This is a genomic window from Novosphingobium sp. Gsoil 351 (assembly GCF_009707465.1).
In the GTDB taxonomy this organism is placed as follows: Bacteria; Pseudomonadota; Alphaproteobacteria; order Sphingomonadales; family Sphingomonadaceae; genus Novosphingobium.
Window position 1 is genome coordinate 2,217,658 of record NZ_CP046120.1, and the last position, 25,317, is coordinate 2,242,974.

The following is a 25,317-nucleotide window of genomic DNA, read 5'->3' on the forward strand; positions in this document are numbered from 1 at the left end:
CCGCAGCTGCGTTGGCGCGTTGGGATCAGCGTGAAGCTTGCCACCTACAACGTCAACGGCATCAATGGCCACCTGTCCGTGCTGCTGCGTTGGCTCGGCGAATCGGCGCCCGACGTTGTGTGTCTGCAGGAACTAAAAAGTTCCGACGACCGGTTTCCGGAAAGCGCACTTCGCGATGCGGGCTACATTGCAGCATGGCATGGTCAGCAACGTTGGAACGGCGTCGCCATCCTCAGCCGGGTTGGTGATATCCATGTGACCCGCCGCGGTCTGCCCGGCGATCCTGACGACACGCACAGCCGCTACCTGGAAGCAGCGATCAACGGGATCATCGTGGGCTGCCTCTATCTGCCCAACGGGAATCCGCGGCCAGGACCCAAGTTCGACTACAAGCTCAAATGGTTCGCGCGGCTGCTCGACCATGCGCAGGGCTTGCTCGATCATCGTCTGCCGGTCGCGCTGGTGGGCGATTTCAACGTCATGCCGACCGATCTCGACGTCTACGCCCCTGAACGCTGGCGTGACGACGCGCTGTTCGCGCCAGAGGTACGCGAGGCTTACGCCGCGCTGCTTGCACAAGGATGGACTGATGCCGTCCGTGCGCTTCATCCCGATGAGCGCATTTACACATTCTGGAAGTATTGGCGCAACGCCTTCGCTCGCGACTCCGGCCTGCGAATCGACCACCTACTGCTCAGCCCCGATCTCGCCGCCCAACTGACCAAAGCCGGCATCGATCGCAGTCCGCGCGGTTGGGAGAATACCAGCGACCACGCCCCGGCGTGGATCGAGCTGAACGACAAGCCGAAACCCGGGAGGAGGCGCTGATGCCGCGCGCGCTGAAGGTGTATCGGACCGCGATCGGGTTCCATGATGCCTATGTCGCTGCGCCGAGTCAGAAAGCCGCGCTGGCCGCTTGGGGTACGGACAAGAACCTGTTTGCGCGCGGTGCAGCGGAGATTGTGAGCGACCCAGTGTTAATGAAGGCCCCGCTGGCAAGGGCGGGCCAAGTAATCCAAGTCGTGCGCGGCTCCGCGGCGGACCACGTTAAGGCACTCGGCAAGGGTGAGCGACCGAAGGCGAGATCCGCGCCGACGCCCCAGCGGAAGCAGCGCGAAGCCAAACCCAAGCGTCCACCCAAACCGTCGCGCGAGGCGCTTCGGCTGGCCAGGCAGGGTATGCGCAGGGCCGCCGAGCGTGCCGTCGAGTTACTCGCCGACCTCGCAAAGCGTGAGAAGGCATTGGCCGCGGAGCGCCGCCGGCTGACACTCGCGCTTTCCGCCGAAAAACAGCGGCAGCTTACGCGTTTGCGGCAGGCCGAAAAGGCATACGAAGACGCGCTCGCGGACTGGTCGCGCGGCTAAAAAGTCTGGCGCTCGCTCGACGCTACCTGCATTTGGTTATCGAAAGTCCTTCCCGTTTTTCGGAGGAGTCTCGCCGGAGGGATGCGAAGTCGCTGGCCGCCCGTCCATGAAGGTGGGCTGAGGAATTTCCGACGTTTTGCCGATGGACTTTTCGCGGGACACCAACCTGCTTGTTTCTCATCCCGCAACACGGCGATAAGGGCGTATGGGATGGCGTTTCGGCACCGACGCGCGACTAATAGCGTTCATCCCGGCAGTGGCGGGCGGCGCACCTGCATGGGGGCAGGCGGCGGAAGAGATCATCGTGACCGGCGAGCGGGTGGCGCGGAGCGAAGCTACAACCCCATCCAGCGTCGTGGTGATTACGAGCGACGCAATCCGGGCGATGCCTGGGACCGATCGTATCGATCAAATTTTCGCACTCATACCCAACGTCCAGCTGGGATCGGGCGGTGAAGGGCCGACGATCCGCGGCCAGGACAGCAATGGTCCGTTGCGCGATATGCCTGCGTTCCTGGGCGGCAATCGCCCCCGTGTGACGATGCAGATCGATGGCCGCCCGGTTGGCTATAATGAGCTCGCATTCGGGGTCACTGGACTCTGGGATGTTGCAAAGATCGAGGTGTTTCGTAGCCCGCAGACCACGACTCAAGGGCGCAACGCTATCGCCGGGGCAATCTTCATTGAGACCGCTGCGCCGAGCTTCGATTGGCAAGCACGCGCTCGCCTGCTCGTCGGTGAGGCCGAAACGCGCCAGGCATCGGCTGCGGTCGGCGGACCTTTGATTTCCGATGCGCTCGCATTTCGCGCGTCGGTTGATCTCCGCCGCAGTCGGCCTGCCAGCCGCATTTCTTCGCCGGCCCTGACCGATTTCAATCGCGACGATTACGATTCGCTCAGGTTAAAGTTGCTCGCTACGCCGGAGAACACGCCGGGCCTTCGGTTATCTGCAACCCTCAGTCACAATCGTTCTGCAGCGCCGCAGTTGGAGGGGGTTCGCGCGCCGTTTGCGGCTCGCCGAGACCCTGCCGCTACCTATGGCTTCTTCAAAGTGCGGGTGGATGCTGCGACACTTCGGGCCGACTATGCCATTACCTCCGATTGGAACACCACTGTCACGCTGACCCGCGGAGACGCGACAATCCGACGGATCGCCCCGCCGGGATTCGGCGAAGCACGGATCGGAGCCGGCGACTGGACCGCCGAAGCAGTTACGATCTGGCGCCCCCGACCGAACCTGGCGCTGCTTACGGGAGCCAACTTCACTCACGCCACGCTCGAGCAACAGATCGATCTTCGCGCGGCACTGCTGGGTATGGGCCGCTTTAGCGATCGCCAAGATGCGCTCGGTCTGTTCGGCCAGGCGGAATGGCGGGTCGCGTCCGCTCTTACCGTCACAGCGGGTGCGCGCTACCAGCGCGACGACCAGGACCGCTCGGGCATTCTCGGCATCGGTAACCCCACCCAGTTGCCGCTCGATTTCCGCCAGCGTTATTCGCGCTTTCTCCCGAAGGTGTCGGTGAGCTTCGATGTGCTGAAAGGATTGCGCGTGGGGGGGCTAGTGCAGCGCGCCTACAATCCGGGAGGCGTCACGCTCGATGCGCGCCGCCGAATCGCGGATACATTCGACCCCGAAACCCTCTGGGCTTACGAAGCGTTCGTACGTCTCGCAGCACCGAACCGCACGTTCATCGTTTCGGCCAACATTTTTTACTACGACATGAACAATGCACAACGCAGCGTGATGCGTGAGCTGCCGACGCCAGCCGGCATCGTGACGGTCGCCGAAATCGGCAATGCGCCCGCCGCACGCAGCAGCGGAGGGGAGTTGCAGGGCCAGTGGCAGGTTCGGCCTGGCCTCGATGTTCGCGGAGCGATCGGGCTGCTACAGACTCGCTTGACCCGCACGCTCAGTGCATCCGATCCGCTACTCGGAAAGCAGTTTCAGCGCTCGCCCCACTTTACCGGTACCGCCGCTATTGATTGGCGCCCAAGCGACGACCTGCGGCTGTCAGGTCAAGCTCGGCACAACTCGGGGTATTACAGCGAGGACACGAATGATCGCGATCGCCGGGTCGGCGGGGCGACTGTTGTAGACATAAACGGCGCATGGACGCGCGGCCCGTTCACGGTATCAGCGTATGTTCGCAATTTATTCGACAAGTTTTACCTCACCTATCGGTTTTCGAAGGTGATGAACCTCGCCACCGCCGGTGATCCACGAGAATTCGGCGCCTCGGTAGAAATGCGCTTCTAACATTGCTCTCGCCCATAGGTGCGAGGCGGGTTAGATATTGCGCGTGAACGATCTGCCGTTTCCGCTTTCCGAATCAATCCACGTCGCGCTCCAACCGCTCGTCCGCCGCGCCGATTTTCAGTTGGGTCACGCCACCGTCCGTCCCTCGCTCAGGACTATCGAAGGCCCGCAGGGAGCTGCGAAGGGTGAGCCCCGGGTGATCCAGGTGCTTGTGGCGCTGGCTGACGCGCAGGGCCGCGTGTTGTCGCGGGACGATCTGCTGCGCCTGTGCTGGGATGGACGGATCGTTGGCGACGATGCAATTAACCGTGCGATCGCCGAAGTGCGCCGCATCGTTGCATCGACCGGCGCCGGTTTCGAAGTCGAGACAGTCCCACGGGTGGGTTACCGGCTCACAGGGATCGATTGGAATGCATTGCAGGTTGGCGAGGTTAGCACTGACCCGTCACCGACGATGTCTCGTCGCACGGCGATCCTCGTGGGTGGTGCGTCTGTAATCGCCGCGGGCACCGGCGCGGCCATGTTATTGCATCGTCGGGACGAGGAGCACGTCACCCGTCTGATCGAACGTGGACGCTTAATGCGCGCGATGGGGCTACCAGGCTCTCAGGCTGGAGCTAAGCAGCTGTTTCTGCGCGCCGCTTCACAAGACCCGGGGAGAGCGGAGGCTTGGGGTTGGCTCTCCGTGGTGGAGCTTGTCGATGGTTCCACGGCCAATGCTCGCGCCCAGGATGCAGCGCAGCGGGCACTCGCGCTCGACCCCAAGGAGGCTAACGCGCGATCGACGATCGCCTTGCTGCGTCGCGATCTCGACGACTGGGTTAGCTACGAGAACGATTTGCTTGGCATCGTGAAAGACGATCCGGGTTGCGCGCCCGCGCATGAATATCTCACGCTGTTTCTGCAAAGCGTCGGCAGATGTCGGGACTCACTCGCGTCGAACGAGCGGGCGGTCTCGCTCGAGCCGTTCTCTCCGAAGCATCAGTCGCGCCGAGCTATGAAACATTGGATTTTCGGTCGCATCGGTGAAGCCGACAAGGTTGCAGACCGCCTGCTTCAGTTGCGACCTCGTGATCCTAACGCCTGGAACGCGCGCTTGATCATTTATGCTTTCACTGGCCGCGCTGAAGCTGCGCTCGCATTGCTGGACGATGTGCCGAGCAGGCCTGCCAACCTCAAGGCCCCCAGCATCAATTCCTGGCGAGCAGGCCTCATTGCACTGGCAAGCCGAGCATCTCGCGACATCGCCATCGCGGTGGCGACCTACGCCCGCGTCGCCCCACTTTCTCCCGGCTTGGCGGCCAATGCCATAATGGTGTTCTCGGCGTTGGGAGAACTGGACGCGGCGTATACTGTTGCCGATGGTCTCCTTAACAATCGCGGTCCACTCGTCCTGCGATCCCGCGAGCCACGTATTCAAGGCGAGGTCTATTCGAACCCGGTTTGGGGTCGCACGCAATTTCTGTTCATTCCAGCAACCTCATCATTTCGTGACGACGAACGCTTTCCGGATCTCTGCGAGCGGATGGGCCATGTCGCCTATTGGCAAGAACGGGGGATCTGGCCGGATGCTTTTGTTAGCGGATCCTTGACCCGGCTTCGAACGGCGGCGGCGAACGCCACTGCTCTCCGTGGGGCCAATTCGACCAATGGCCATTGAGCGACCAGCGGCCGAAGTCGATTTCCTTGGTTTAGATGGCTCCGAATAACCTGATGAGCACTCACTGTGCCGTCAACGAGAGGTCCCGCTGCTTAAAGGAGAGAGCGGAATGTTGCCGTTGGAGGGCTGACCGCTTGTGGTGGCGCTGGCAGCGGAAGCCGTCATTTTCGCAAGTAGGATTAGCGGTCATTCTTCAAATGCGAGCCCGAGCCGGGGACATTCCTAGGGCTATTTCGGCGTACGAGAGCAAACGACCCCGGTGTAGTCGTCTCGCCGTACAAACACTTTCGCGCCATTCGGAGCTGGCCTACAACTGTGCACATGGCGCTTCGGGTCATCGCAGCGGGCTTGGGCCGGAATGCCACTCTGTCGATAAAATTTGCCCTGGAGGCGCTCGGCTTCGGGCCGTGCCACCATATGACGGAAGTCTTTGCAGACGAACAGCGGCAGGTTCCCTTGTGGCTTGAAGCCGCCGCAGGCCGGCCCGACTGGGATGTCATCTTCGAGGGATTTGGCTCTACCAGCGATTACCCCTCTGCCACCTTCTGGCGCGAGATCGTCGAATATTACCCGAATGCCAAGATCGTGCTGACAACCCGCGACCCCGATCGCTGGTTCGATTCCGTCAGTCAGACGATCTTCTCGCCGTGGATGCAGGACGCCCACGCCGGCACGGCGGCTCATGCTTTGATGCAGGCGACGATGTTTGGTCCCATCGCCGGGAACGTATCGGACCGGGCGTTCCTCACGGACTGGTACGTCCGGCGCAACCGGGCGGTGCTCGATGGAATAGCCGCCCAGCGACTGCTGCACTTCGATGTACAAGACGGCTGGCACCCACTGTGCCAATTCCTCGACGTGCCGGTACCTGATCTACCGTTTCCTCGCACCAATAGCCGGGCCCAGCTGGGCCGCGCGAGCGGCGCCGCAGGTGTCGTTTCGAGTGACCCGCAAGCGCGAGAGCGCTTCGCGCGCCTCTATATCGAGCTGATGCGAGACCAGGCCTTTGCGGCGGTGGAGTGACCGGCCGGACAAATCATCGGAAATTCATCAGCAATCCGCCGGACAAATCATCGGAAATTCATCAGCAATCCATCGGCACGGCATCATTTGGCTGGCCGGTTGACGGGCGCATGACGGTTGCAAGGAGGTGCAGCCATGATACGCATAACCCGACGCGAGACACTCGCCGGCGCTGGCCTAGTCCTGCTCGCCGGGTGCGGTGGAGGCGGCAGTCCCAGCGCGCCGATCAGCTTGGGACAGATGTCAGCTCCCGCCCCGACGCCAACTCCGTCCCCTACACCTTCCTCGCCTCCGCCGCCGGTGGGATCGTTCGGCAGCTTGAGTGCGACCACTTCCCAAGCGTTCTCGACTCTCGGAAACTTGCAGGCTGGCAAAGGGAGCGGATGGGATTTCGTTTACGAAGCTGGGACTCTGGCGACCCATCCCGGACATGCGATCCGCTTCGCGGCGCCGTCAAGCCTACTGCTTATGGTCCCCGGACTTGGCGAAGGGGAACTCGTTCCGCGCAATAATTCGGGAGCGATCGTCAATGGCCAGCGCGCTGAGGCCTACTTCAACGTGTTGGGCGGCATACTCGATCTTTCCAGGCCCATGGTAGGAGAGCGGCTTCAGCAATATGTGATGCAAGGCTACTTCGCCAGCTCCCCGAATGCCAATTCAACCGAGTCAAACCTCATGTTGGCATTTGGATATGGAATCCCTACGCCGCCCAATGCTCTACCCACCTCGGGCGCAGCCGACTACCAGATGGTATTCACCGAGAAGGGCTTCACCTTCCGTGCAGACTACGGTGCCAAGATCATAACGGGCACCATCCCATACTACGTCAACGGGCCAACCCTAGCTTCCGAACTTCGCGATGTGACGATCAGCGCCGACGGGGCCAGTTTCAGCGGTCGGCTGATCCCGCCAGATGGATCGGGAGAAGGGCTCCTCCAAGGCCTGTTCATGGGGCCTACCGGTGAAGAGTTTCTAGCCCAGGCGATCCTAAAATCGGGACAGAGCGCCACCTTGTTCTCCGGCACCCGCGCGTTTTAGGCGGTCGCTTTGGTCACAAGCGGAAGCGCCAACTCGCGTTGCGCAACCGGCCAGAAAGATGTCATTGCCGCCAACGCGGCAAGCCCAAGGGTCCAGAGACTCGCGGCTCAACCAGCAAACGAGCTGGCATAAGCTATGACGCTGGGTCGGCCAGCCAAGGTGAACGTGACGGCTATCCAGACAAGCAGGGCCCCGCCGGTCCAGTAGTGTGCGGGGTGCACCTGCCCATGGACCCGGCGGTCGAAACGCATTGCCACCCCGAGGTGCGCCAATAGTACCACCAACACCAGTACGATCGCGCGCTGGTCGAAGAACTGCGGTAGGATCAACCGCCCCCAAGCTACCGACATCAAGCTCAGCATCGCGCCGAACATGAGCCGCTTGTGCCAGTCACTCCGCATCCGCAAGAGCAATGCGCTCCCCGCAAGCGCGGCGAAGACAGCCATGTTGAGCCAATCCATCATCAGGAAGAAGCTAGGGGTGAAAAACGGCGCGATACGCCCCTGCGCGATCGTCCGGGTTATGGTCCAGCACCCGAAAGCGACCAGCCAGATGCACCATCCCGCGACGAGGATGCCCAGGCGCCGATGCAAGGCGAGATCGCCGCGCGCCACGAGCCAGGTCTGCATCACATAAAGCCCAAGGAAACCGACCATAGTCACCGCGTGAGTATGTACCCACCAGGGCGAGTGGAAGCTCGACACGCCGATGGCGAAAAAGAAGCCGAAGCCTGCGATCGCGGCGATGAGGAACACGAGCGACATGCGGAAATAGAACGTCCGCTCTCGCGTCATCGGGTCGCGCTGCCCGCCTTCGAACGATTGCGAAATCGTTGCCATCGCCCCCTCCCTCCAGCGAGGAGTCTACAACCTTCGTAGCAGGGGAGATAGCGCTGAGATTCTAGCGAGCCTTGGTATTGCACCCCCCATTGCGACGTTGGAGCAACACGGCACTAGGGACTAAATGGGCGCGGTTTATGACTGGCGTCTTTCGGTCAAAGCTCCGACAAAATCGGGCATCAAGACCCGATCAAATTGGCATCCCTGGCGGAATCTCGGGCCGGGGCACGGAAAGGGCGGCGCTTAGCGCATCGTGATCGGATAAAAGAGCGCCAAGTCCGTGTTGCCAGTCGGCTTGCTCGCCAGACCCCGATGCCGCCACGAGTTGCCTAGCCCAGGTTCCCATTAATCCCCCCATCTGCATGACGGTCGCAGACGAGAGATTTTTGGCGCGCGCAGTTCTGGCCAACTCAAGTGCAATAGTGGTCGCAATCCGGCGCCCCACTGCCCCTCGAGCGGCCGCACTGTCGGCAAGAGCAATCAACTTGCTCACCACCGCATGGACAGAGGGAATTGCAGGCGATTGAGCCGACTGCATTTCAAGGCGGTTGAGGCGCTCTGGCTCCAGCAGGCTGCCTAAGATCATAGTCGCCCCAATTTCAGTGGCACCCAAGCTGTCAAAGACCGGTCCGCCCGCGGTCGGCATGACCTCGATGTCGGTTTGATAGTCGCCGATCGTACCCTGCCCAAAAGACAGCATCGGCTGCAAACGTGCGGGTACGGTCCATGCGTCAACCGAAAGAGTGTCGAGCAGCGCCGCCAGCGCCGCGTTTTGCTGTGCAGCCGGGACGGTCTCGGTCGCGACGGTTTCGCCAGCTACGGCCACTGGAGAAACCACACCTCCCAATGCCTTTGCCGCAGCCTCGACCTGATATCGATGAATCAGCCATACGGGAACGAATGAGCGGCGAAGATCGGAAAGATCCTGTCCTTGCGGGAGCGCGTCGATCCCAAACCGAGCCAGAGCTGCTCTGCGGATGGTCATCATCCGCGCAAGCTCGGCGACAGGATCGCCGAAATCATCCCATATTGCGCCCAGCGGATTAGCGGTCTCGGATCCGCGGGAGTCGTTGTCACTCACAAAGCGCAGCCCCTTGGCGCGCGCCTGCCGGACCATTTCGGATCCTTCAGCATCGTTTTGAGCGCCGTACAGGTAGGCTACAAGGAAGCGATCCCAATCGCCCAACCCGGTGCCGTAAGCGTCAGCGAGGGACAGCTTGCCATCCTTCAGCTCCACACGCGGAGCGGGATAGTCCATGACGGAATAGCGGCCTTGGCTGCTCGCAGCGAAGTTGTGCTCGAAACCTAGCGCATGACCCACTTCGTGGGCGCCGAGCTGGCGAATCCGCCGAAGAGCGACCTCCACCGGATCTTCAGGCCCCCCGCTGTTGGTCAAGCCAGCGCCGACCAGAGCCTGGTAGATCATGATGTCCTGCCGTACCCGCAGCGAGCCGAGCATCACAGCACCTTTGATCACCTCACCGCTGCGCGGATCGGTAGCAACACCGCCATACGACCAGCCGCGGGTAGCACGGTTGACCCAATTGACGACGTTGTAGCGGGCGTCGAGCGGGTCGACGTCGTCCGGCAGGACCGCCACTCGAAACGCGTCCACGAGACCTGCCGCATCGAACGCCTGCGCCCACCAGCTCACCCCGTCCAGAAGCGCCTGGCGCACAGGCTCGGGAGCGGCGGGGTCGATGTAGAATACAATGGGCTCTTTTACCGGCGAGCGCACTGCCGATGGATCGGTCTTCTCAAGCCGGTGGCGCTCGGCGATGCGCCGAAGGATCGGCAATCCGAGGGGTGTCGAATAGTCATACGTGAGCTGGCTGAACACGAAGCCATAGGGATCAGTTCGCGGCGTCAATGCCTTCTCCGGCAGCGCGACCAAAGAGTGATGCACCCACATGGTGACATCCGTCCCGTTGGGGGAGACGTTGCGGAGTTCAGAGGTGGGCTTTTGAGACGTAAAGCTGAGCAAGGAAGCGAACTCGGCGTTTCGTGGGAACACCTTAGCTTGTGTGGGATCAGCGACTGAGCGCGATCCATCGAGCGTGTACGGATGGCTCTCCGTTCCAAGCCGCCCCGCCAGCCCGAACCGATCGGCGGCGAGGAATGGCGCGAAGTCGAAGGAGAAGCTGCCGTCTTTGTCCGTTTTTGCAATGTCCCCCACCCAAAGCACCGATGAAGGAAAGCTATGTGCGACCCCTTCCCGCTCGGCTAAGGTTCCCGTTGAGGCCACGAACTTGCTGTTCACGAGTTCCACCGCAATTTTCGAGCCGATCCGGCGAAACCTCACAATACCGTTTGTCAGTGTGGTGCCGCGGTCGAGACTGACGGCAGCCGATCCGAGCCCAGTCTCGACTTTGGCAATATAAATGAACTGCGCAGCAATCCCGTCAGCGTCGGGTTTCGGAAGCTCGAATATGATTTTCCCGGTGTCGGGGTTTGCCGACACAACGATCAGGGGGAGCAAATTCCGCCGCGGAGGCTGCCGGGATCGTGAGCGAGTTCGCCCAAGCCACCAACGCGGCTGCTAGCAACAGATTTTTCATAGCGCCCCCCAAGACGTTGGGAGATCAAGCAGTTGGACCGATCTGTCAAATGGATAGGCGTGACCGCGTTGGAACTATCATTCCTGCGCGAGCGTTTCGATCTTGCGGGAGCAGGAGAAGTGCCATGAATTTGATCATTCTTCTTGTTGTCGGCGGAATCATTGGGTGGGTCGCCAGCATGCTTGTCGGCGGCGGGGGTGGCATCCTCATGAACATTATCGTCGGCATCGTAGGCGCTCTACTCGCCGGGTTGTTGCTCAATCCGCTCATCGGCGGTGGCAACATTATGAGTGGCGATCTCAGTTTGAGCGCCATCGGTGTTTCGCTGTTGGGCGCGGTCCTGTTGCTCGTCGTCCTCAACTTTTTCCGACGTGGCGCGGTCCAATAACCGCGAGCCTCAATCAGCCAGATTGAAACTGCCCCGCTTCGGCGGGGATTCTTTTGCTCCGCCATCCGACCGATCTCGATTTCTGTGCGCGCCGTCCCCGGGCTAACTTTCGGCGATGGCCTTGGCGTGCTGGTGTAGCCCATCGAGCCTGACGCCACCGTGAGACTGCCCGCAGCTCATCTGCACCAGAACACCCTCAGGCAGGCGTTGAGTTTGGCATAGCCCACCGCTTCACCAGTTGCGCGGCCAGGGTGGGGCGTCGAGCACAAGCGGGTCCCATACCCGCGCTGGAACTGAAAATTAGAGCGCCGCTGTCTGCGCGGACTTCAACATGCGTCGCGCCCCAACGGACCTTGTGCGCGATCAACCTCGACCTGGCGATGTCGCGTGCCGCGGCAAGAGTGCCCACTTGCTCAGAGCTGATCGCGTCGTCGCCTGCGAACCAAGTGATTGTAAATATCATTGCTGCGATCCTCTCGGTAACGATCCCGGAAAGGCCCCCGGCCTCCTTGGGGGAAGGGCCGGGGGTTAGTCCTACTCAGGGTCGCACTGGCAAGTTGGAGTTCGCGCACTAAGCGAGGGTGAAAAAACAGGGTTAGGAATTTAAGATTTGGAAGGTCTGGGACATCCAAACCTCATGCAGGGGCTTGGAACGGCAATAATGAGGCGCGGGTGCGGTGAAGTGTCGGATCAGCCCACAGCATCGAGAAGTTCGATCTCGGGCCGGCCCTCGAGGACGCGTCCCAACCCCGGGCCAGCCGCGCGGAAGTGGTCCGAGGCGCGATGCGCTTCCAGCGCTGCTTCATCGCGATAGAGCTCGAGAACCTTGTAGGTGGCGGGCTCGGTCCGGCTGCGGCAGAGCTGATAGGTGATGTTGCCACCTTCATTTGCTCTGACTTGTGCGGCCAAGTCAGTGAAGAGGCGCTCGAACTCATCTGTCATACCGGGCTTTGCCCGCAGAATTGCGACGACTGCGATCATGGCGACTATTCTCCTTGGGGACTGTGTGACCAACCCGGATAATCCTGAGTAGCGACAGATGCGGGCGTGTCGAGCGAGGGGGCAGCGCTGCGAAGGCTGGGACTCATTCGGGGAAATTGTTTTGCAAGAGGTTCGCTGGCATTCTCAGCCGATGCGATCCCTGTTTCTCGCCGTCGCCCTCATCGCAGCACCGGGTCAGGCCCAAACTCTGTCCGGTCCCGCCAAGGTCGTCGACGGTGATTCGCTCTCGGTGTCGGGGATTTCGGTCCGTCTGTTCGGCATCGATGCCCCCGAGGGCAAGCAGACCTGCAATCGTTCCGGCACCGCGTGGCGTTGCGGCGAGGAAGCTGCGGCACAGCTTCGCGGGCTCATCGGCGGCAACCCGATCGAATGCCGCGGCCGGGACATCGACACCTACGGCCGGACGCTCGCGGTCTGTGCGGTGGCCGGCATCGAGATCAACCGCGCGATGGTCGAGTCCGGATGGGCAACCGCGTTTCGCAAGTACAGCCAGGACTACGTGGTCGAAGAGACGCGCGCCAGAGCGGCGCATCGCGGGATCTGGGCGTCCGAGTTCCAGCTCCCCCAAGACTATCGCGCAGCGCAAAGCGCAACGCAGGGGGCCGCTCCGGTTGCACTCATGCAGAGGCAGATTGCGTCACCCGCTACGCAAATGACCTCGGGCTGCGCGATCAAGGGCAATCGCAACCGCAAGGGGCAGTGGATCTATCACCTCCCGGGGATGCCCTACTACGCGATCACCCGGGCCGAAGAGATGTTCTGCAGCGAGGCCCAAGCCCAAGCCGCAGGCTACCGCCGCGCAATCGTGCGGTGATGGACTGGCAGCACGAGGTCTGGGCCGAAGCGTTGTGGGTTGAGCAGCACAAGGGCAACGAGGGCCCGGCGTTCATCGCCGATCAGGTTGCCCGGCTGGCTCTCGCAAACGACCTTGACGGCGTTGCCCGGTGGAAGCGGATCTCCACCGCCTACGACGAGCTGCGCGCCGGGCGTCGGCAGTGAGGAACGATCGCTGGCTCAAGGTCGAGCTCGCGGCGCTGCTTGGCGCATCCCTCCTGATGGGTGCGCTCGCCGTGCGATCGGGATGGCAACAATTGATCGGCTTGCTCTAGCGCTTACGGCGAAGTGACCACACCAGCGAGGCGAGACTGGACACCAACGCTGCAAGTGCGGTGATGAGGACGGGATCAAGTGCGGGCATGGGCGACTCCGGGCAGGAGTCGCGACTAACCATATTGGCACTATGTAGGAAAATGAAAAGCGCAAGCGCCCGGTTACGCCCCCACAAATCGCCGATTGTCCTGAGTGACAAAGAACCCAAGGCCTTGCCTTTGGGCGCTGCCCGGCGACGAGCCACCAGGAGCGGAAAGCGCTCAACCAAAGACAGTCACTTGAGCCGAAGAGGCAGATCATGTCCTGAACGGGTCAAAAGTGGCACCGCTGCCGTCGGCAACATTTAGATCACCGAGGGCGGCAGGGCGCACATTCCGCGCCGCGGAAGATCCGCGATCCGATTTTGGAACCAGCCGGCGACCTTGTCCGTGAGAACGGATCTACTCAAAGAACGCCCGCACGGATCAGGTTTCACCTTGCAGCAGAGCCGTCATCGGGGATGCTGCCTGATGCCGATCGACATCTAGGCCGCGAAACCAGCGGCCCAGCTGATCCTCGACGATCCGGCAGAGCTGAGACAATCGCGCGATCCGCTTGCTCTCCGGTTGAGCCAGTGCCCGCTTGAGCTCCTGTTCGAGACGTTGGCTCTCTTCATCCAAACCTTCCCGGAACCTTTGCGGCATTCCTCAGCAAGCTCCTCGGTCCAGATCACGCAGGGCAGCCATCACATCGTCGTACTGGAGGGGCCGGTCGACACCAGGTGGGTGGCGAAGCGCGGGTTGATGCTCGACCGCGTGAGCATCTGACGCCCACGAAGCCAGAATTGCCCGCTTCACCTCGGGTTCGAGCTGCGGATGGCGCACAACTTGCGCAGGATCACCAAAATTGGAGAGGAACACGAGCTTGTCTCCTTTCTAACTGTCCTCACACTTGCAGATGAGCGGACCGCGCTGCCGGGCCTCAACCCGGGCGGCTGCCGGCCTGCTCCAAGCAGTGCCGGCAAACCGCAACCGATATTTCAGCCGGTGGCGCTCGCCTTGGCCTTGGGCCCTTCGAGCTGGTCGTTGGCGGCCTTGGCGCTGATCTCGATACGCCGAGGCTTCATCGCTTCGGGCACCACACGCTTCAGGTCGATAGTCAACAAACCGTGCTCAAACGTGGCGTTTCCAGCCTCGATGAAGTCGGCAAGCTGAAAGCGCCGTTCGAACGCGTGGGTTGCAATGCCGCGGTGCAGATACTCGCCCTTGGTCTCACTTTGGGAAGGCTTGCCAGTAACGGTCAGCAGGTTCTGCTGAGCGACGATGTCAATCTCCTCGGGTCGGAAGCCGGCAACCGCAAGCGTGATCCGGTAACTGTCTTCGCCCTCCCTCAGCAGATCGAACGGAGGAAAGCCGTCCGACGCGTCGGCGCGGGATCCCGTCTCGAGAAGGTCGAAGAGACGGTCGAAGCCGACCGTCGAACGGCGGTAAGGGGCAAAGTCGAAGTTGGTTCTCATTTCCAAATCCTCCTCACGAAGCAATTCGGACTTGAGTTGCACCGGTGACGAAGAGCCGGTGCCCTCTACGTCCACCGGACCCGAACACGGCGCCCGGGATCGTGCCCCACCGCGTGGTGTAGGTTCGCCGGCGTAGCCCTGGCGATCTCCGGTCAAGGCCGGATTGGTCAGGCGGCCATTGCGGGCAGCTTGACCAGGGGATCATCGCCTAATTGGGCGACGCTTTCCAGTGTCATGTAGCGGCAGCGCTGGACCGCGTACTCATCGTTCTGCTCGAGCAGGATCGCGCCGACGAGACGGATGATGGCATCCTCATCGGGGAAGATCCCGACAACGTCGGTGCGTCGCTTGATTTCGCCGTTGAGACGCTCGAGCGGGTTGGTCGAGTGGAGCTTGGTGCGGTGCTGGGCCGGGAAGCTCATGTAGGCGAGGACGTCCTGCTCGGCGTTGTCCATGAGCGCAGCGAGCTTGGGGACCGTGGGCCGGAGCTGGTCGGCGACCTTGCGCCACTGGACCTTGGCGTCCTCGGCGCTCTCCTGGGCGAAGGCGGTGGCGATGAACGCCGAGACGACCCGGCGCCCGCTTCGGCCGGCATGTGCCAGCGCGTTGCGGGCGAAGTGAACGCGACATCTTTGCCAGGTGGCGCTGAACACGCGCGAGACCGACGCCTTGATGCCTTCATGCGCATCCGAGATGACCAGCTTGATGCCGCGCAGGCCGCGCCGCGCGAGCGAACGCAGGAAGTCGGTCCAGAACACCTCGGCTTCGGATGGGCCGACCGCCATGCCCAGCACCTCGCGGCGGCCATCGGAGTTGACGCCCACCGCGACGATCACCGCGACCGAGACGATGCGTCCGGCCTGGCGTTGCTTCACGTAGGTGGCGTCGATCCAGAGATACGGCCAGTCTCCCTCGAGCGGCCGCTCGAGGAAGGCCTTTACCCGGCCGTCGATCTCCTGGCACAGCCGGCTGACCTGGCTCTTGGAGATCCCGCTCATCCCCATTGCCTTGACCAGGTCGTCGACCGAGCGCGTCGAGATTCCCTGGATATAGGCCTCCTGGATGACCGCGGTCAGCGCCTTCTCGGACAGCCGCCGGGGTTCGAGGAAGCAGGGGAAGTAGCTTCCCGTCCTGAGCTTGGGGATCCGCAACTCGACCGTGCCAGCCCGCGTCTCCCAGTCGCGGTCGCGGTACCCGTTTCGTTGCGCCAGTCGCGCAGCGCTCTTCTCGCCGTAGCCTGCGCCGGTCCGCTCGCCGACCTCGAGCTCCATCAGGCGCTCGGCGGCAAATCCAATCATGTCGCGCAGAAAGTCCGCATCCGGGCTCTTTCCCAACAGCGCGCGCAGGTCCATCTTGTCCTCGGTCATCGGTTGTCTCCGTAAGATTGATTGGCAAACCAACCTTACCAGAAGTCGCCGATGACCACCCGCGCAGCTGACCGCCCGCTACAGCGCTTTGGGGAGCGCGCGGCCGGTCAGCTACGCTACCGCCGAGCTACACCACGCCCGGGGGCACGACCGCGCCCGGTACGGCTTGAGCTAGTCTGGGTCACCCCGCTTTCAAGATCTCCGATGCGCATCCGACACAAAATTCAGACTGGCAGCCTTGTCGCCGGCAGCGGACTTGGCTGCGCTACGGGCTTGGCAGCCAGCAATTTAGACCGACAAGCTTTCGAGATGCCATCGCCAACGGCGGCGCAGCCGCTTGGTTGTACGAGACCAACAATTTGCTCTCAGCCGGCGTCCGGACGCCGCCCCCAAGTTGATGCGCCGCGATTCCTGCCCCCATCCGAACCACAGCGACTAAGGGTGAAGTCGCCACCCACTCTGGAGGGAAGGTGCAAGTAAGGTCAACGGATCTCTGGTTTCGGCCTGGGCGCAGGTTGGGCTATAAGGACGACACCGAGGCGCAATTCTGCCTTACTTTGCGCATCAAACAGACAGCTTGGGATCGCCCTCCAGAACCCGCTGCCTGAGCTCTGGTGCCATACCAGCCGACCAGAGCCGGGCGCGGTGCGAGACGCGATAGCGCAGCGGCCCGCCATCCGGCGTCGTCGCGCGCGCGACCGGGCGAACGATGCAGACGAACTCAGTTTCGATGACGTCCGGTCCGGCGCTGACTACCGAATAGCCATGCCCAGCCATGTCGACGAACTCGACGTGCGGGGCGACATCGGGATTGGTTAGCGCTCGCGCCTTGGCGATGTCGCCGCTCGCCGAGTATTCCAGCGCAGACCGCACCCCGCGCTTGAGCATCAGGTTGACCACATGCTCGGGCTCGCCGCCGACTGGCTTGCGGATGTAGAGCGGGCGCAATGGATTGGCTTCCCTCATGCCTTCGACGGCCTCACCCATCCCGGGAGCCGAGATCGACCCGGTAATGAAGCTCAAGCCGACCGGTTCGAACTTGGCCGGCGGCAACCGCGGCGCGGCGTAGCCTGCCCAAAAGCTGTGTCGGTCGCCCGAGACGGTGACGAAGCCCGAGACCTTCTGGTCGCGGACCAAGTCGTAGATTTCCGCTCGCTCGTGAAACGCGCCGCTGAAGTCGCCGCCGCCGAATGTACCGAAATCCTTTCCCATCCACGGCGTCTTGATGAACCCGACGGGCAGATTTTGCGCGTCGGTCCGCATGTCCAGCGGGCCGTTCGTCACGCCCCAAATCTTCCACGTCGCGTTCGAGCGGGTCAGCCGCTCTTTGAGCCAGGCCTTCTGCTCCTGCCCGAGTACTGTCACCGGCGGCTCGTCCTTGCGGAAATTGGGGATGGTCTTGTCGCCGATCCCAATTGTCGCGGGCGGTTGGCCCCCGTTGTAGTCCCGTCCGCCGTCAACGATCTCCATCCATTCCTGCGGCAGGACAGGATATTGGCCTGAGTCGAGCGCAGCCGCGTCGGGGCGGTCGGTAGGGTCGGCCATCTTGTAGCTGTGATGATCGGTGAGGATCAGCTCGATGTTTTTGCCGTAGCGCATCGCGCGGTAGGCGGTCATGCTGCCGACAGCGATGCGGTTGTTTGGCTCGGTACCGAAGCCATGGTCGTCGAAGGTTTCGATCGGCGCCGCGGTGACTGCGGGCGGGTCGAACTCCTCGAGCCCCTCCCCCGAGGCCTTGGCCACGCGGGACGGGATGTATTCCCACCACGCCTGGTTGGCGGCGACCCGTAGCGGCTGCGCCGGCTCCACCGTCGCGCCATATTTGATAAAGCTTTGCCAGCCTTGCCAGGAGAATTCGTGGTTGTCGCCGATACACACGAAAGGGAAGTGCGCGCGAGCATCCTGAATGTCGGGATCGTTGATGTGAGCCCGGTAGACGAAGCGGTAGCCGGCGAGGTTGGTTGGAACGTGGAAGTTGCTGACCTTGCGCGCATCGGGGACTTTGCCGATGTCGTACACCGTCCGCGAGAAGCGGTGGGGGAGTTCTTCGGGATATTCGACAACCTCGTAGATGAAGTCGCCGAGGTGAAGCACGAACCCGAGCTTGCGGTCAGCGGCCGCGCGTTCGTCTTCCCAGATCATGCGGGCATAGGCGTTCTGCGCGCCTTCATTGACGCTGTTGCACGAGACGAAGGCGAAACGCACCGGGCGCGGGTCGTTCGAGCGCGGGGCTGTGATTGTGCGGCCGATACGGCTGCCGCCCCCGCTGTCGTCGGTGAAGCGGTACCAATAAGGCGTCGCCGGCGTGAGTCCGCCGACCAGCGCGCGAGTGGTCCAGTCAGACGCTGCCAAGACAGGGACGCGAGATTGGGCCACGACGTGGCGGAAGCCACGGTCCTTCGCTACCTCGATGGTCAACTCGTGCCGCTCGCCTTGATCGAACGGCCTCCGAGTCCACAGTATGACGCTGTGGTCGTCGGGATCGCCTGAGGCCACGCCTTGCGGAAAGAGCCGTCGGTCCTCGCGCCAGGCAATCCGCGAGGGCGCGGCATCCGACCGGCTTGCCCAGATGCCGCAGGCCCCGAGCGCCGTGGCGCTTAGCAGGAATTGCCGTCTATCCACTTTTCAGTCCCCGTTTGGGGCGGGATGATCGATGAAATACGGAGTCGGGCAATGGGCGCTCTACAGACGGCGTTCCCCGCCCGTCCAAGCTCACGCCAGCGCGGTCACACAGCATTGCAAACCCACGATTCGTGAGCCATTGACCGTATTTAGGAATGCGCACCGGGAAACTGTATGACCGGATGCGAGGCGCAGAAGGAAACGGCCAAAGGAGCCGGTAGCGGCGTGACCGCTTCTCAGTGGCAGACGCTAGAAAGGGACTTCTGTTCGGCGCGTGTCGAGTGGAGACTGAGCCAGTCGGTGAGATGCGGCGTCGCTGTCTGTGCTGAAGAAGGCTTCTGGGCTATGCAGGCTGTGGATCGGTACGGCTCTGACTTTCAAGGCGACCTTCATAGTTTTGTGTCCTCGCTCAAGAAGGCGCCCCGGCTTGAGGCAGCCGGGGCGAGGCGCTTTAGGGTCGCACGTTGCGGTGTAGCCCGTCCCTGTTAAGCGTCGGTAGCGAACTTGGTTGAGATTTAAGGAATCCGCTGCCGCACCGTCGCGACTTCATCTGCACGACAGCCTCGTGGCACACTCGCTCATCGGGTTGATCCCAAGGATCGTTCTGATCCGTGAGCCTGCCGCGGTCGGATAGGATACGCGCCACAGCTCTGGCGTCAGCGCTCTGGACAATCAGGCGCGCTGACGCCGAAAGCCTGCTATGCGTAACGGACTCGCGCCTTCACTCCGTCGCGGTTGCGCCGTCGCATGGTAAAGCCGAGCATACCGAAACCGATCAACATCATTGCCCAGGTAGCCGGCTCAGGAACTGCACCCGTCGTACCGAGCGTGAAGTTGCCGACATAGTCGTTGGGGTCTCCGCCCGGCGTTGCTGAGTGAATCTGGACCGTGTCGCCGCCGAACCGCCGGAACGAAAAGTCGTTCAGGGTATAGTTGAGCCCATCAATTACGGCCGAGCTGCCGGCAAGGAAGGTATTGGTCGTCGGCGTGTAGGTTCCGGTCAGCGACGCGCCACCCAGGAAGCCCAGCGTAAGCCTGTAAATAAGGTCCGAATCCTGATTGGTCCCCGGAAGAAAGCCTTCTCCGGCGAGCAGAAACGGGCTCGGGCCAGAACCGACGTTTTGACTGATCGTCTGATCGTTTGGGTTGAGCACCGGCGCGCCATTCAGGCCACTAACCGGGTACTGAACGAAAAGCGTGTAAGTAGGATTGCTGGGGTCAGTATCCCAAACAGTTCCTGTGGTAGCACCTTGGGCGTTCAAACCGTAAACTGCAGCATTAATCAAAGTGGCTGCACTAGCCATGCCAGAAACAGAAAGTCCCGCTGCGGCCAACGAAAGCATGACGATTTTACGCATATAAGTTCTCCTTGTCGGAAGTGTATCACTACCGACTATACTACGCCTGTTATCCGTCAGTTCGCCTTACAGAGACTTGCCCCGACTCGACTTACTAGTGAGTTATTAAAGGCCTCGCCGTGTCATTTGTTATACTGAACTGCAAGGTATTGCTGCCGTGTCAAAATGGGACGCGGCGCCCTACGCCCCGTTGCCCCGCTTGGTTAACTTAATGTTAACCGCAGACCTAACCGTCGAGGGCTTTCGCGGTTCCCACTAGGTTGAATTTTTTCGCGATAACAAGTCCATGGGGACCCCGGGGGGCTCGGTTGAGGCCGACCGTCATCGAGGCAACAGCGTGCGCGCTAGGGCAATCAGTTGATGTCGTAGCTCAACAGGGTGAACCTGGCGGGCGCAGTTGCAAAGACACCGTGGCCGCGAGCACCCGGCGCGCCGAAGGTGAGTCCAATGCGATCGGCGTCGGCTAGCGCTGCTTCGAAGGCTTCGCGATAATCGCCAGACGATTTGCCCCAAACTGAAATCCAGCCGTCATCATTAAAGCTGGCGCGCATTTCGTAGGTGCCAGGCGCGATCTCCCGCAATGTCTGCTCGGGCGCGTACCAGCGGAACATTTCAAAACGTTTCCCGCGCCACGGATCGCCCCGGCGCTGGAAATACAGTGAGACCGTAGCGGGGGTGGTTGGCGTCTCGCGAGACACAAACGACGCCCCCCGTTCGCCCTCAATGCGGTAGCGCACCGTTAAATTGTGTGCGCCGGCCATCGAACCGACCGGCGTTGTTACGTAATGCACGTGGCCGGCCGCATCGTCGGGATAGGGAAAGTCAAACGACCATCCACTGCGCGTCGGCTGAGGGGTGTTGGGCATTCCAACTGAATAATCTCGCCCGCGGATATTCGGACCTATTTCCCAAGCTTGAGCGGGACGAGACGCAAGGTTCTCGGCCGCGACAGGCGCGGCGAAAGCGGCAAGCGCAAGGGCGGACAAGATGGCTCCTTTAAGCATAGCAGCGTGTCGCACACGGGCGTTTGCACCGGTATGAATGTGCGAGTCAGTTGACGGACAGGAAGACGACGCGGTTCCAACCCCGGGAGCCAATCACCACCTTCGGGCGTGCCGGGACACGATCTGTGGACCGTATAGCGGGAACCATCCCGCTTAAAGAACGTATGGCTTTCAATCGGTTGGGGGGCCAGCCGGCGGCGCATGTACGCGCTTGCACCCTAGGAAACCGATCAACATGTCGACGACACGCTTCGCGCTGCTCAGCAGCGCGTCATTTGCTGCCGCCTCCCTCTTGCACTCAAGCGCCGCTCAGGCGCAGTCTACGACCTGCTCGCAGACGGGAACCACGATTACCTGCGTGGACGGCACCGCGACCGTCGTGACCGCAAACACCACCCCCGCAACTTCGACCGTTTCGGGACCTGGCCTTGTCACGGTCGCCACGACAGGTCCGTCGACGACCGCCTACTCGGCCACAGGCCCAATTGCGACGACCGCAGTGCCTGCCGTAAATCTGACCTCGACCGGGGGAGCGCTAAGCTTCACCCCGTCGAGCACGGGTGCGCCCGTGAACATCAGCGCCACCGGTGGCGTCGGCGCCAATGGCGTGACGCTGAATACCGTCGGCCAGACCGCGACGGCGACCGTGGGCAACGTGACGACCAGCGGAGCGAATTCCTTCGGAGTGCTGTCCAACGGCGGCACGGATCTGACGCTGCGAACCGGCGACATCACCACCACCGGCGCCACCAGCCGGGGAATCCAGGCAGTTGCCCAGACTGGCGCGGTCAACATCACCGCAGGCAATCTGACGACTACCGATCGCGCGATCAGCGCCGCTGCGGCAGCGACCTCCAATGCGACGGTCGTGACCGGCAACGTCTCTACGGGTGCATCGGGCGTTCTCGTCAACGGCAACAACGTCAATATCACGACCGGCAATGTCACCACCGCAAACGGCTTTGGCGTGATCGGGCAGGCCCAAGCGAGCGGCACCGGTAACGTGGTCGTCCGTACTGGAACGGTGACCAGCACCAATGGTGCCGGTGTCGGCGGAACCGTATTCAACACCGTTGGCGGCGTGGATGTCGGTTGCACCTCGGTAAATTCGAACAGCGGCGGCGCCGCAGCCGTGTTCGCCCAGAATAACGGTTCGGGCGCGCTGACAATCAACTGTGGTGCAGTGACCAACGTCGGCAACAACGGGGTTTATGCACAGTCCTTCGGTACCCCCAATGGTGGCAATATCGCAATCAACACAACTTCGGTCTCTGCGAGCAACACCGCCTTTCCCAGCCTGTTCGCGCAGACGAACGGCACGGGCACAATCACGGTCAACGCGGGTACCGTCACTGGCGGTACGAGCGTAGCGGGCGTCGGGGCCGTCGGTATCGATCTCATCACCGGCACCGGCGCGATCGACGCTGGCTACGGCAATGTGACCACTGTCGGCACTGCGCTTCAATCCAACTCCGCCGGCACTCTCATTCTGCGCGGAACTGGTGCCACGCTGAGAACATCGGGCGCGGGATCGACCGCAGCCCTCATCAACGCCAGCGGCGTTACGGGCAACCTCGGCAACGTCGCCACCACTGGCGTTGGCGCAAAGGGTGCCGTCGTTACTTCGACCGCCCCGGTCAACCTGACCATCGGCAACGTCGCGACCACCGGAAACGGCGTGACCGTCAACAGCCTGACCAATGCCATCACGCTGGTGACCGGCACTGTCACCGCGACCGAAGCCGGAGCAACCGGCACGGTTGTGAACGCGACCGGCCCGGTTACCTTCAACGGCGGCAAGCAAACAGCCAACGGCGCCAACGCTTTGCAGATCAACGGCGGTGCGGGCGCGATCAGCGCCACGGTCGCTGGGGCCGCGACTACTGGAACCGGCGCTGCGGTGGCGATCACCGGGACCGGCCCGGTTGCGTTCGCGAACACTGGCTCGATCACCACCACCGGTGCCACTTCGGCCGGGCTCGCAATCTCTGGCGTTACGACCGCGGCGGTCAATTGCGGCAACGTATCGACAACCGGGGCTAACAGTCCGGCTGTCGTCGTCGCGGCCAATGGTACCACGAGCGTGACTTGCGGCACCATAGCCACCACCGGCGCAACCAGCGATGCGGTCCTCGTCAGCAATACCCTCGGCACCATCACCGTCACCGGCGGAGTGACCTCGGCAACCGGCGTAGGATCGCGCGGCATCGTCATCAGTTCCTCCGCGCCAGCAGCGTCAGGGCTCGTCACGGTCAGCACCGGTGCGGTCACCGCCAACGGCAATGCCGTCCAGGCGAGCTCGAGTGGCGGCGCTAATGTGGTCGTCAGCGCCACCGGCGACGTCGCGTCCACCACCGGGACAGGCATCACCGCCTCGACCGGCGGCATGACACTGGTGACGATTGGTGCCGGTACGACCACCACCGGTGTCCAGGGCGCCAGTCTGCAAGGCACGTCAGGCAATACGCTGATCGTCAACGGCACCCTGCGGAACGCAGGTGGCACCACCCCCTACACGGCCCTAGCCGGTGGCCCGTTCACGCTGACGCTGGGGTCGACAGGTACGATTGTGGGTCCGCTGGCATTCACCAGCGGCAACGACACCTTCAACAACCAGGGCACCTTCGTCCTGCCTGCGTCGCTCGATTTCCTCGCAGGGGTCGATGTGTTCAACAACAGTGGTACGCTGAACGCGTTCTCAGGGACTTCGGTCGTCAGCAATCTCGAGACGTTTAACAATGCCGGCGGCTTCATCGACATGCGCGATGGAGCGGCGAATGACATGGTGAGCCTCGCCAACTCAAATTATGCTGCGTCGGGCAATGCGCGCCTCGGCATCGATGTGGTCGCCACCGGCGCGACCACCACAACCGACCGGCTCGTGATCGGCGGGACGACCAGCGGGACCACTACGGTGCTGGCCAACTTGGTGAGTCCGGTCATCGATTCGACCGGTGCATTGATCGTCGATTCATCGCTCAACAACATCGCTGCCGGACAGTTCGTTCTTGGTGGGATCACTAATTTCGGCCTGATCAATTACGCGACGCAGGTTCGTGCAGGCGACGTGTTCCTGGTCGCGACTCCCGATGCCCGGGCCTACGACACGGTGTTCGCCGGGCGCCAGGTGCGCGACTTGTGGTATCGCTCTGCTGATGCCTACACCTCTTACGCGACCGCGCGGCGGGTCAGCTTTGGCCAGGAGCGCAAGGCTCCCATCGGCTTCTGGGCGCAGCTTTATAGCGAGAACGGGAAAGCCGGCGATCGCAACCGGAGCACCTCGTTGTTCGGGACGGCGCTTACAGTGTCGGACCGGATGCGCACCGACTACCGCGGAGCGCAAGGTGGTATCGACTTCGGTTCGTCCAACTTCATCGTCGGGCTCACCGGGGGGTATGCGCGAGCCAAAGGCGATACCGAGGCGGCAACCGATTTGGTTACCGAAGGCCGAAACTATGGCGCCTATGCCCAGTTCGGGATGACCAATGGGTTCTACGCCGGGGCGCTGATCAAGCGGGACGATTACCGTACGCGCTTCAACAATGCCGCGATCCAGGCGGGTTCGATCAGGCTGCGTTCGCGCAGCGATGGCATCGAAGGCGAACTCGGCCTCCGCACCGGCGGTGAAGGGAACATCAATTTCGACGTTGGTGCAGGGCTTGCCTATGTTCGCTCGAAGCTCGACACGTTCGATTTCGGTAACATCACGTTCGACGCTGATCGGATGACGAGCATGCGCGGGCGCGTGCATGCCCGGGCAAGCTTCGCGGGCGACATTGCGCCGTTCATCGAAGCGCGCGGCTTCCACGAGTTCCGTGGTGACACCGAGTATCAGCTGCGCAGCGGCTCGAGCTCGACCACGCTCGACGGCCTGGGCAAGGGGACTTGGGTACGGATCGAAGGCGGAATTGGCGGCGGGACCGGGGGCGGACCGCTCATCAGTGCCTGGGCCGATTTCGGCGATACTCGCGGGTACGGTGTGCGAGCCGGATTCCGCTTCTAGGTATCGTTTGCACACATGAACCGACGGGCGTCCGGGAGACCGGGCGCCCTACGTTCGTAGCCCTCCTAGCTTTCGAAAAACGCCCCTCCCTGTCGTCCAATATCTGGGGCATTGCGGCCCCTGAAGATCACGTCCGTTTCTAAGCGACGCGCACAAAGCCGTCGACTTTCCGACGCCTCACGGCGTCCGAAGCTCTAAACGGTTGCCGACGTTCCGCTTACAAACGAAT

19 protein-coding genes are annotated in these 25,317 nt (G+C 62.3%); 10 read left to right on the plus strand and 9 right to left on the minus strand.

The window, feature by feature from the left end:
• The first annotated feature begins 30 nt into the window (after positions 1-30).
• The 6 genes from GKE62_RS10735 to GKE62_RS10760 all read left to right on the plus strand — a co-directional run bounded on the left by GKE62_RS10735 (position 31) and on the right by GKE62_RS10760 (position 7,342).
• Positions 31-828 carry an exodeoxyribonuclease III gene (locus GKE62_RS10735; protein ID WP_154692239.1) on the plus strand — a complete coding sequence of 266 codons (798 nt, stop codon included), beginning with the start codon at positions 31-33 and terminating at the stop codon, positions 826-828.
• Positions 828-1,364, plus strand: a complete 537-nt coding sequence (locus tag GKE62_RS10740; RefSeq protein WP_154692240.1) for a hypothetical protein — start codon at positions 828-830, stop codon at positions 1,362-1,364. Before GKE62_RS10735 ends, GKE62_RS10740 begins: the two co-directional genes overlap by 1 nt.
• Before the next feature lie 205 nt (positions 1,365-1,569).
• Positions 1,570-3,621, plus strand: coding sequence for a TonB-dependent receptor (locus tag GKE62_RS10745; protein WP_154692241.1), 2,052 nt, complete (start codon positions 1,570-1,572; stop codon positions 3,619-3,621).
• 43 nt (positions 3,622-3,664) lie between these two features.
• Positions 3,665-5,281, plus strand: coding sequence for a winged helix-turn-helix domain-containing protein (locus tag GKE62_RS10750; RefSeq protein WP_195908345.1), 1,617 nt, complete (start codon positions 3,665-3,667; stop codon positions 5,279-5,281).
• Between the two features lie 321 nt (positions 5,282-5,602).
• Positions 5,603-6,304: a sulfotransferase family protein gene (locus GKE62_RS10755; RefSeq protein ID WP_154692243.1), complete on the plus strand. Its 702-nt coding sequence runs from the start codon at positions 5,603-5,605 to the stop codon at positions 6,302-6,304.
• Between the two features lie 318 nt (positions 6,305-6,622).
• On the plus strand, positions 6,623-7,342 hold the full coding sequence (locus tag GKE62_RS10760; protein ID WP_154692244.1) for a hypothetical protein: 720 nt from the start codon (positions 6,623-6,625) through the stop codon (positions 7,340-7,342).
• A gap of 107 nt (positions 7,343-7,449) precedes the next feature.
• On the opposite strand, the gene GKE62_RS10765 is transcribed toward GKE62_RS10760, so the two are convergent.
• A complete protein-coding gene (locus GKE62_RS10765) occupies positions 7,450-8,181 on the minus strand; it encodes a hypothetical protein (RefSeq protein WP_154692245.1) in 732 nt (243 codons plus the stop codon).
• A gap of 190 nt (positions 8,182-8,371) precedes the next feature.
• A complete protein-coding gene (locus GKE62_RS10770; protein ID WP_154692246.1) occupies positions 8,372-10,660 on the minus strand; it encodes a zinc-dependent metalloprotease in 2,289 nt (762 codons plus the stop codon).
• A gap of 203 nt (positions 10,661-10,863) precedes the next feature.
• Between GKE62_RS10770 and GKE62_RS10775 the strand changes: the two genes are divergently transcribed.
• Positions 10,864-11,127 (plus strand): GlsB/YeaQ/YmgE family stress response membrane protein, encoded by a 264-nt coding sequence (locus GKE62_RS10775; protein WP_154692247.1) that lies wholly within the window; start codon positions 10,864-10,866, stop codon positions 11,125-11,127.
• 690 nt (positions 11,128-11,817) lie between these two features.
• Here GKE62_RS10775 and GKE62_RS10780 read toward each other — a convergent pair.
• Positions 11,818-12,108 carry a putative quinol monooxygenase gene (locus tag GKE62_RS10780; RefSeq protein WP_154692248.1) on the minus strand — a complete coding sequence of 97 codons (291 nt, stop codon included), beginning with the start codon at positions 12,106-12,108 and terminating at the stop codon, positions 11,818-11,820.
• A gap of 151 nt (positions 12,109-12,259) precedes the next feature.
• Here GKE62_RS10780 and GKE62_RS10785 point away from each other — a divergent pair, with 151 nt between their 5' ends.
• Together GKE62_RS10785 and GKE62_RS10790 are read left to right on the plus strand one after the other, a co-directional pair.
• The gene (locus GKE62_RS10785) at positions 12,260-12,943 is read left to right on the plus strand and encodes a thermonuclease family protein (RefSeq protein WP_154692249.1); all 684 of its coding nucleotides are present in this window, start codon (positions 12,260-12,262) and stop codon (positions 12,941-12,943) included.
• Positions 12,943-13,128 carry a hypothetical protein gene (locus GKE62_RS10790; RefSeq protein ID WP_154692250.1) on the plus strand — a complete coding sequence of 62 codons (186 nt, stop codon included), beginning with the start codon at positions 12,943-12,945 and terminating at the stop codon, positions 13,126-13,128. The genes GKE62_RS10785 and GKE62_RS10790 overlap by 1 nt, the downstream gene beginning before the upstream one ends.
• Before the next feature lie 575 nt (positions 13,129-13,703).
• Here GKE62_RS10790 and GKE62_RS10795 read toward each other — a convergent pair.
• From GKE62_RS10795 to GKE62_RS10825, 6 genes are all read right to left on the minus strand, one after another.
• Positions 13,704-13,922 (minus strand): hypothetical protein, encoded by a 219-nt coding sequence (locus GKE62_RS10795; protein WP_154692251.1) that lies wholly within the window; start codon positions 13,920-13,922, stop codon positions 13,704-13,706.
• A gap of 335 nt (positions 13,923-14,257) precedes the next feature.
• Positions 14,258-14,734, minus strand: coding sequence for an Hsp20 family protein (locus GKE62_RS10805; RefSeq protein ID WP_154692253.1), 477 nt, complete (start codon positions 14,732-14,734; stop codon positions 14,258-14,260).
• A gap of 167 nt (positions 14,735-14,901) precedes the next feature.
• Positions 14,902-16,101, minus strand: coding sequence for an IS256 family transposase (locus GKE62_RS10810; protein ID WP_154690754.1), 1,200 nt, complete (start codon positions 16,099-16,101; stop codon positions 14,902-14,904).
• A gap of 564 nt (positions 16,102-16,665) precedes the next feature.
• Positions 16,666-18,723, minus strand: coding sequence for an alkaline phosphatase (locus GKE62_RS10815; protein WP_154692254.1), 2,058 nt, complete (start codon positions 18,721-18,723; stop codon positions 16,666-16,668).
• A 698-nt stretch (positions 18,724-19,421) separates the two neighbouring features.
• Positions 19,422-20,081, minus strand: a complete 660-nt coding sequence (locus GKE62_RS10820; RefSeq protein WP_230206637.1) for a PEPxxWA-CTERM sorting domain-containing protein — start codon at positions 20,079-20,081, stop codon at positions 19,422-19,424.
• 353 nt (positions 20,082-20,434) lie between these two features.
• Positions 20,435-21,067, minus strand: coding sequence for a hypothetical protein (locus tag GKE62_RS10825; protein WP_154692255.1), 633 nt, complete (start codon positions 21,065-21,067; stop codon positions 20,435-20,437).
• Positions 21,068-21,584: 517 nt separating this feature from the next.
• Here GKE62_RS10825 and GKE62_RS10830 point away from each other — a divergent pair.
• Complete coding sequence (locus GKE62_RS10830) at positions 21,585-25,088, plus strand: hypothetical protein (protein ID WP_195908346.1); 3,504 nt, start codon at positions 21,585-21,587, stop codon at positions 25,086-25,088.
• The last annotated feature ends 229 nt before the right edge of the window (positions 25,089-25,317 follow it).

What these genes read in the sequence shown, in the direction of transcription:
- GKE62_RS10740 (WP_154692240.1), top strand. Translation starts at nt 828, where the DNA reads ATGCCGCGCGCGCTGAAGGTGTATCGGACCGCGATCGGGTTCCATGAT.
- GKE62_RS10745 (WP_154692241.1), top strand. Translation starts at nt 1,570, where the DNA reads ATGGGATGGCGTTTCGGCACCGACGCGCGACTAATAGCGTTCATCCCG.
- GKE62_RS10755 (WP_154692243.1), top strand. Translation starts at nt 5,603, where the DNA reads ATGGCGCTTCGGGTCATCGCAGCGGGCTTGGGCCGGAATGCCACTCTG.
- GKE62_RS10765 (WP_154692245.1), bottom strand. Translation starts at nt 8,181, where the DNA reads ATGGCAACGATTTCGCAATCGTTCGAAGGCGGGCAGCGCGACCCGATG.
- GKE62_RS10775 (WP_154692247.1), top strand. Translation starts at nt 10,864, where the DNA reads ATGAATTTGATCATTCTTCTTGTTGTCGGCGGAATCATTGGGTGGGTC.
- GKE62_RS10780 (WP_154692248.1), bottom strand. Translation starts at nt 12,108, where the DNA reads ATGATCGCAGTCGTCGCAATTCTGCGGGCAAAGCCCGGTATGACAGAT.
- GKE62_RS10785 (WP_154692249.1), top strand. Translation starts at nt 12,260, where the DNA reads ATGCGATCCCTGTTTCTCGCCGTCGCCCTCATCGCAGCACCGGGTCAG.
- GKE62_RS10790 (WP_154692250.1), top strand. Translation starts at nt 12,943, where the DNA reads ATGGACTGGCAGCACGAGGTCTGGGCCGAAGCGTTGTGGGTTGAGCAG.
- GKE62_RS10795 (WP_154692251.1), bottom strand. Translation starts at nt 13,922, where the DNA reads ATGCCGCAAAGGTTCCGGGAAGGTTTGGATGAAGAGAGCCAACGTCTC.
- GKE62_RS10805 (WP_154692253.1), bottom strand. Translation starts at nt 14,734, where the DNA reads ATGAGAACCAACTTCGACTTTGCCCCTTACCGCCGTTCGACGGTCGGC.
- GKE62_RS10810 (WP_154690754.1), bottom strand. Translation starts at nt 16,101, where the DNA reads ATGACCGAGGACAAGATGGACCTGCGCGCGCTGTTGGGAAAGAGCCCG.
- GKE62_RS10820 (WP_230206637.1), bottom strand. Translation starts at nt 20,081, where the DNA reads ATGCGTAAAATCGTCATGCTTTCGTTGGCCGCAGCGGGACTTTCTGTT.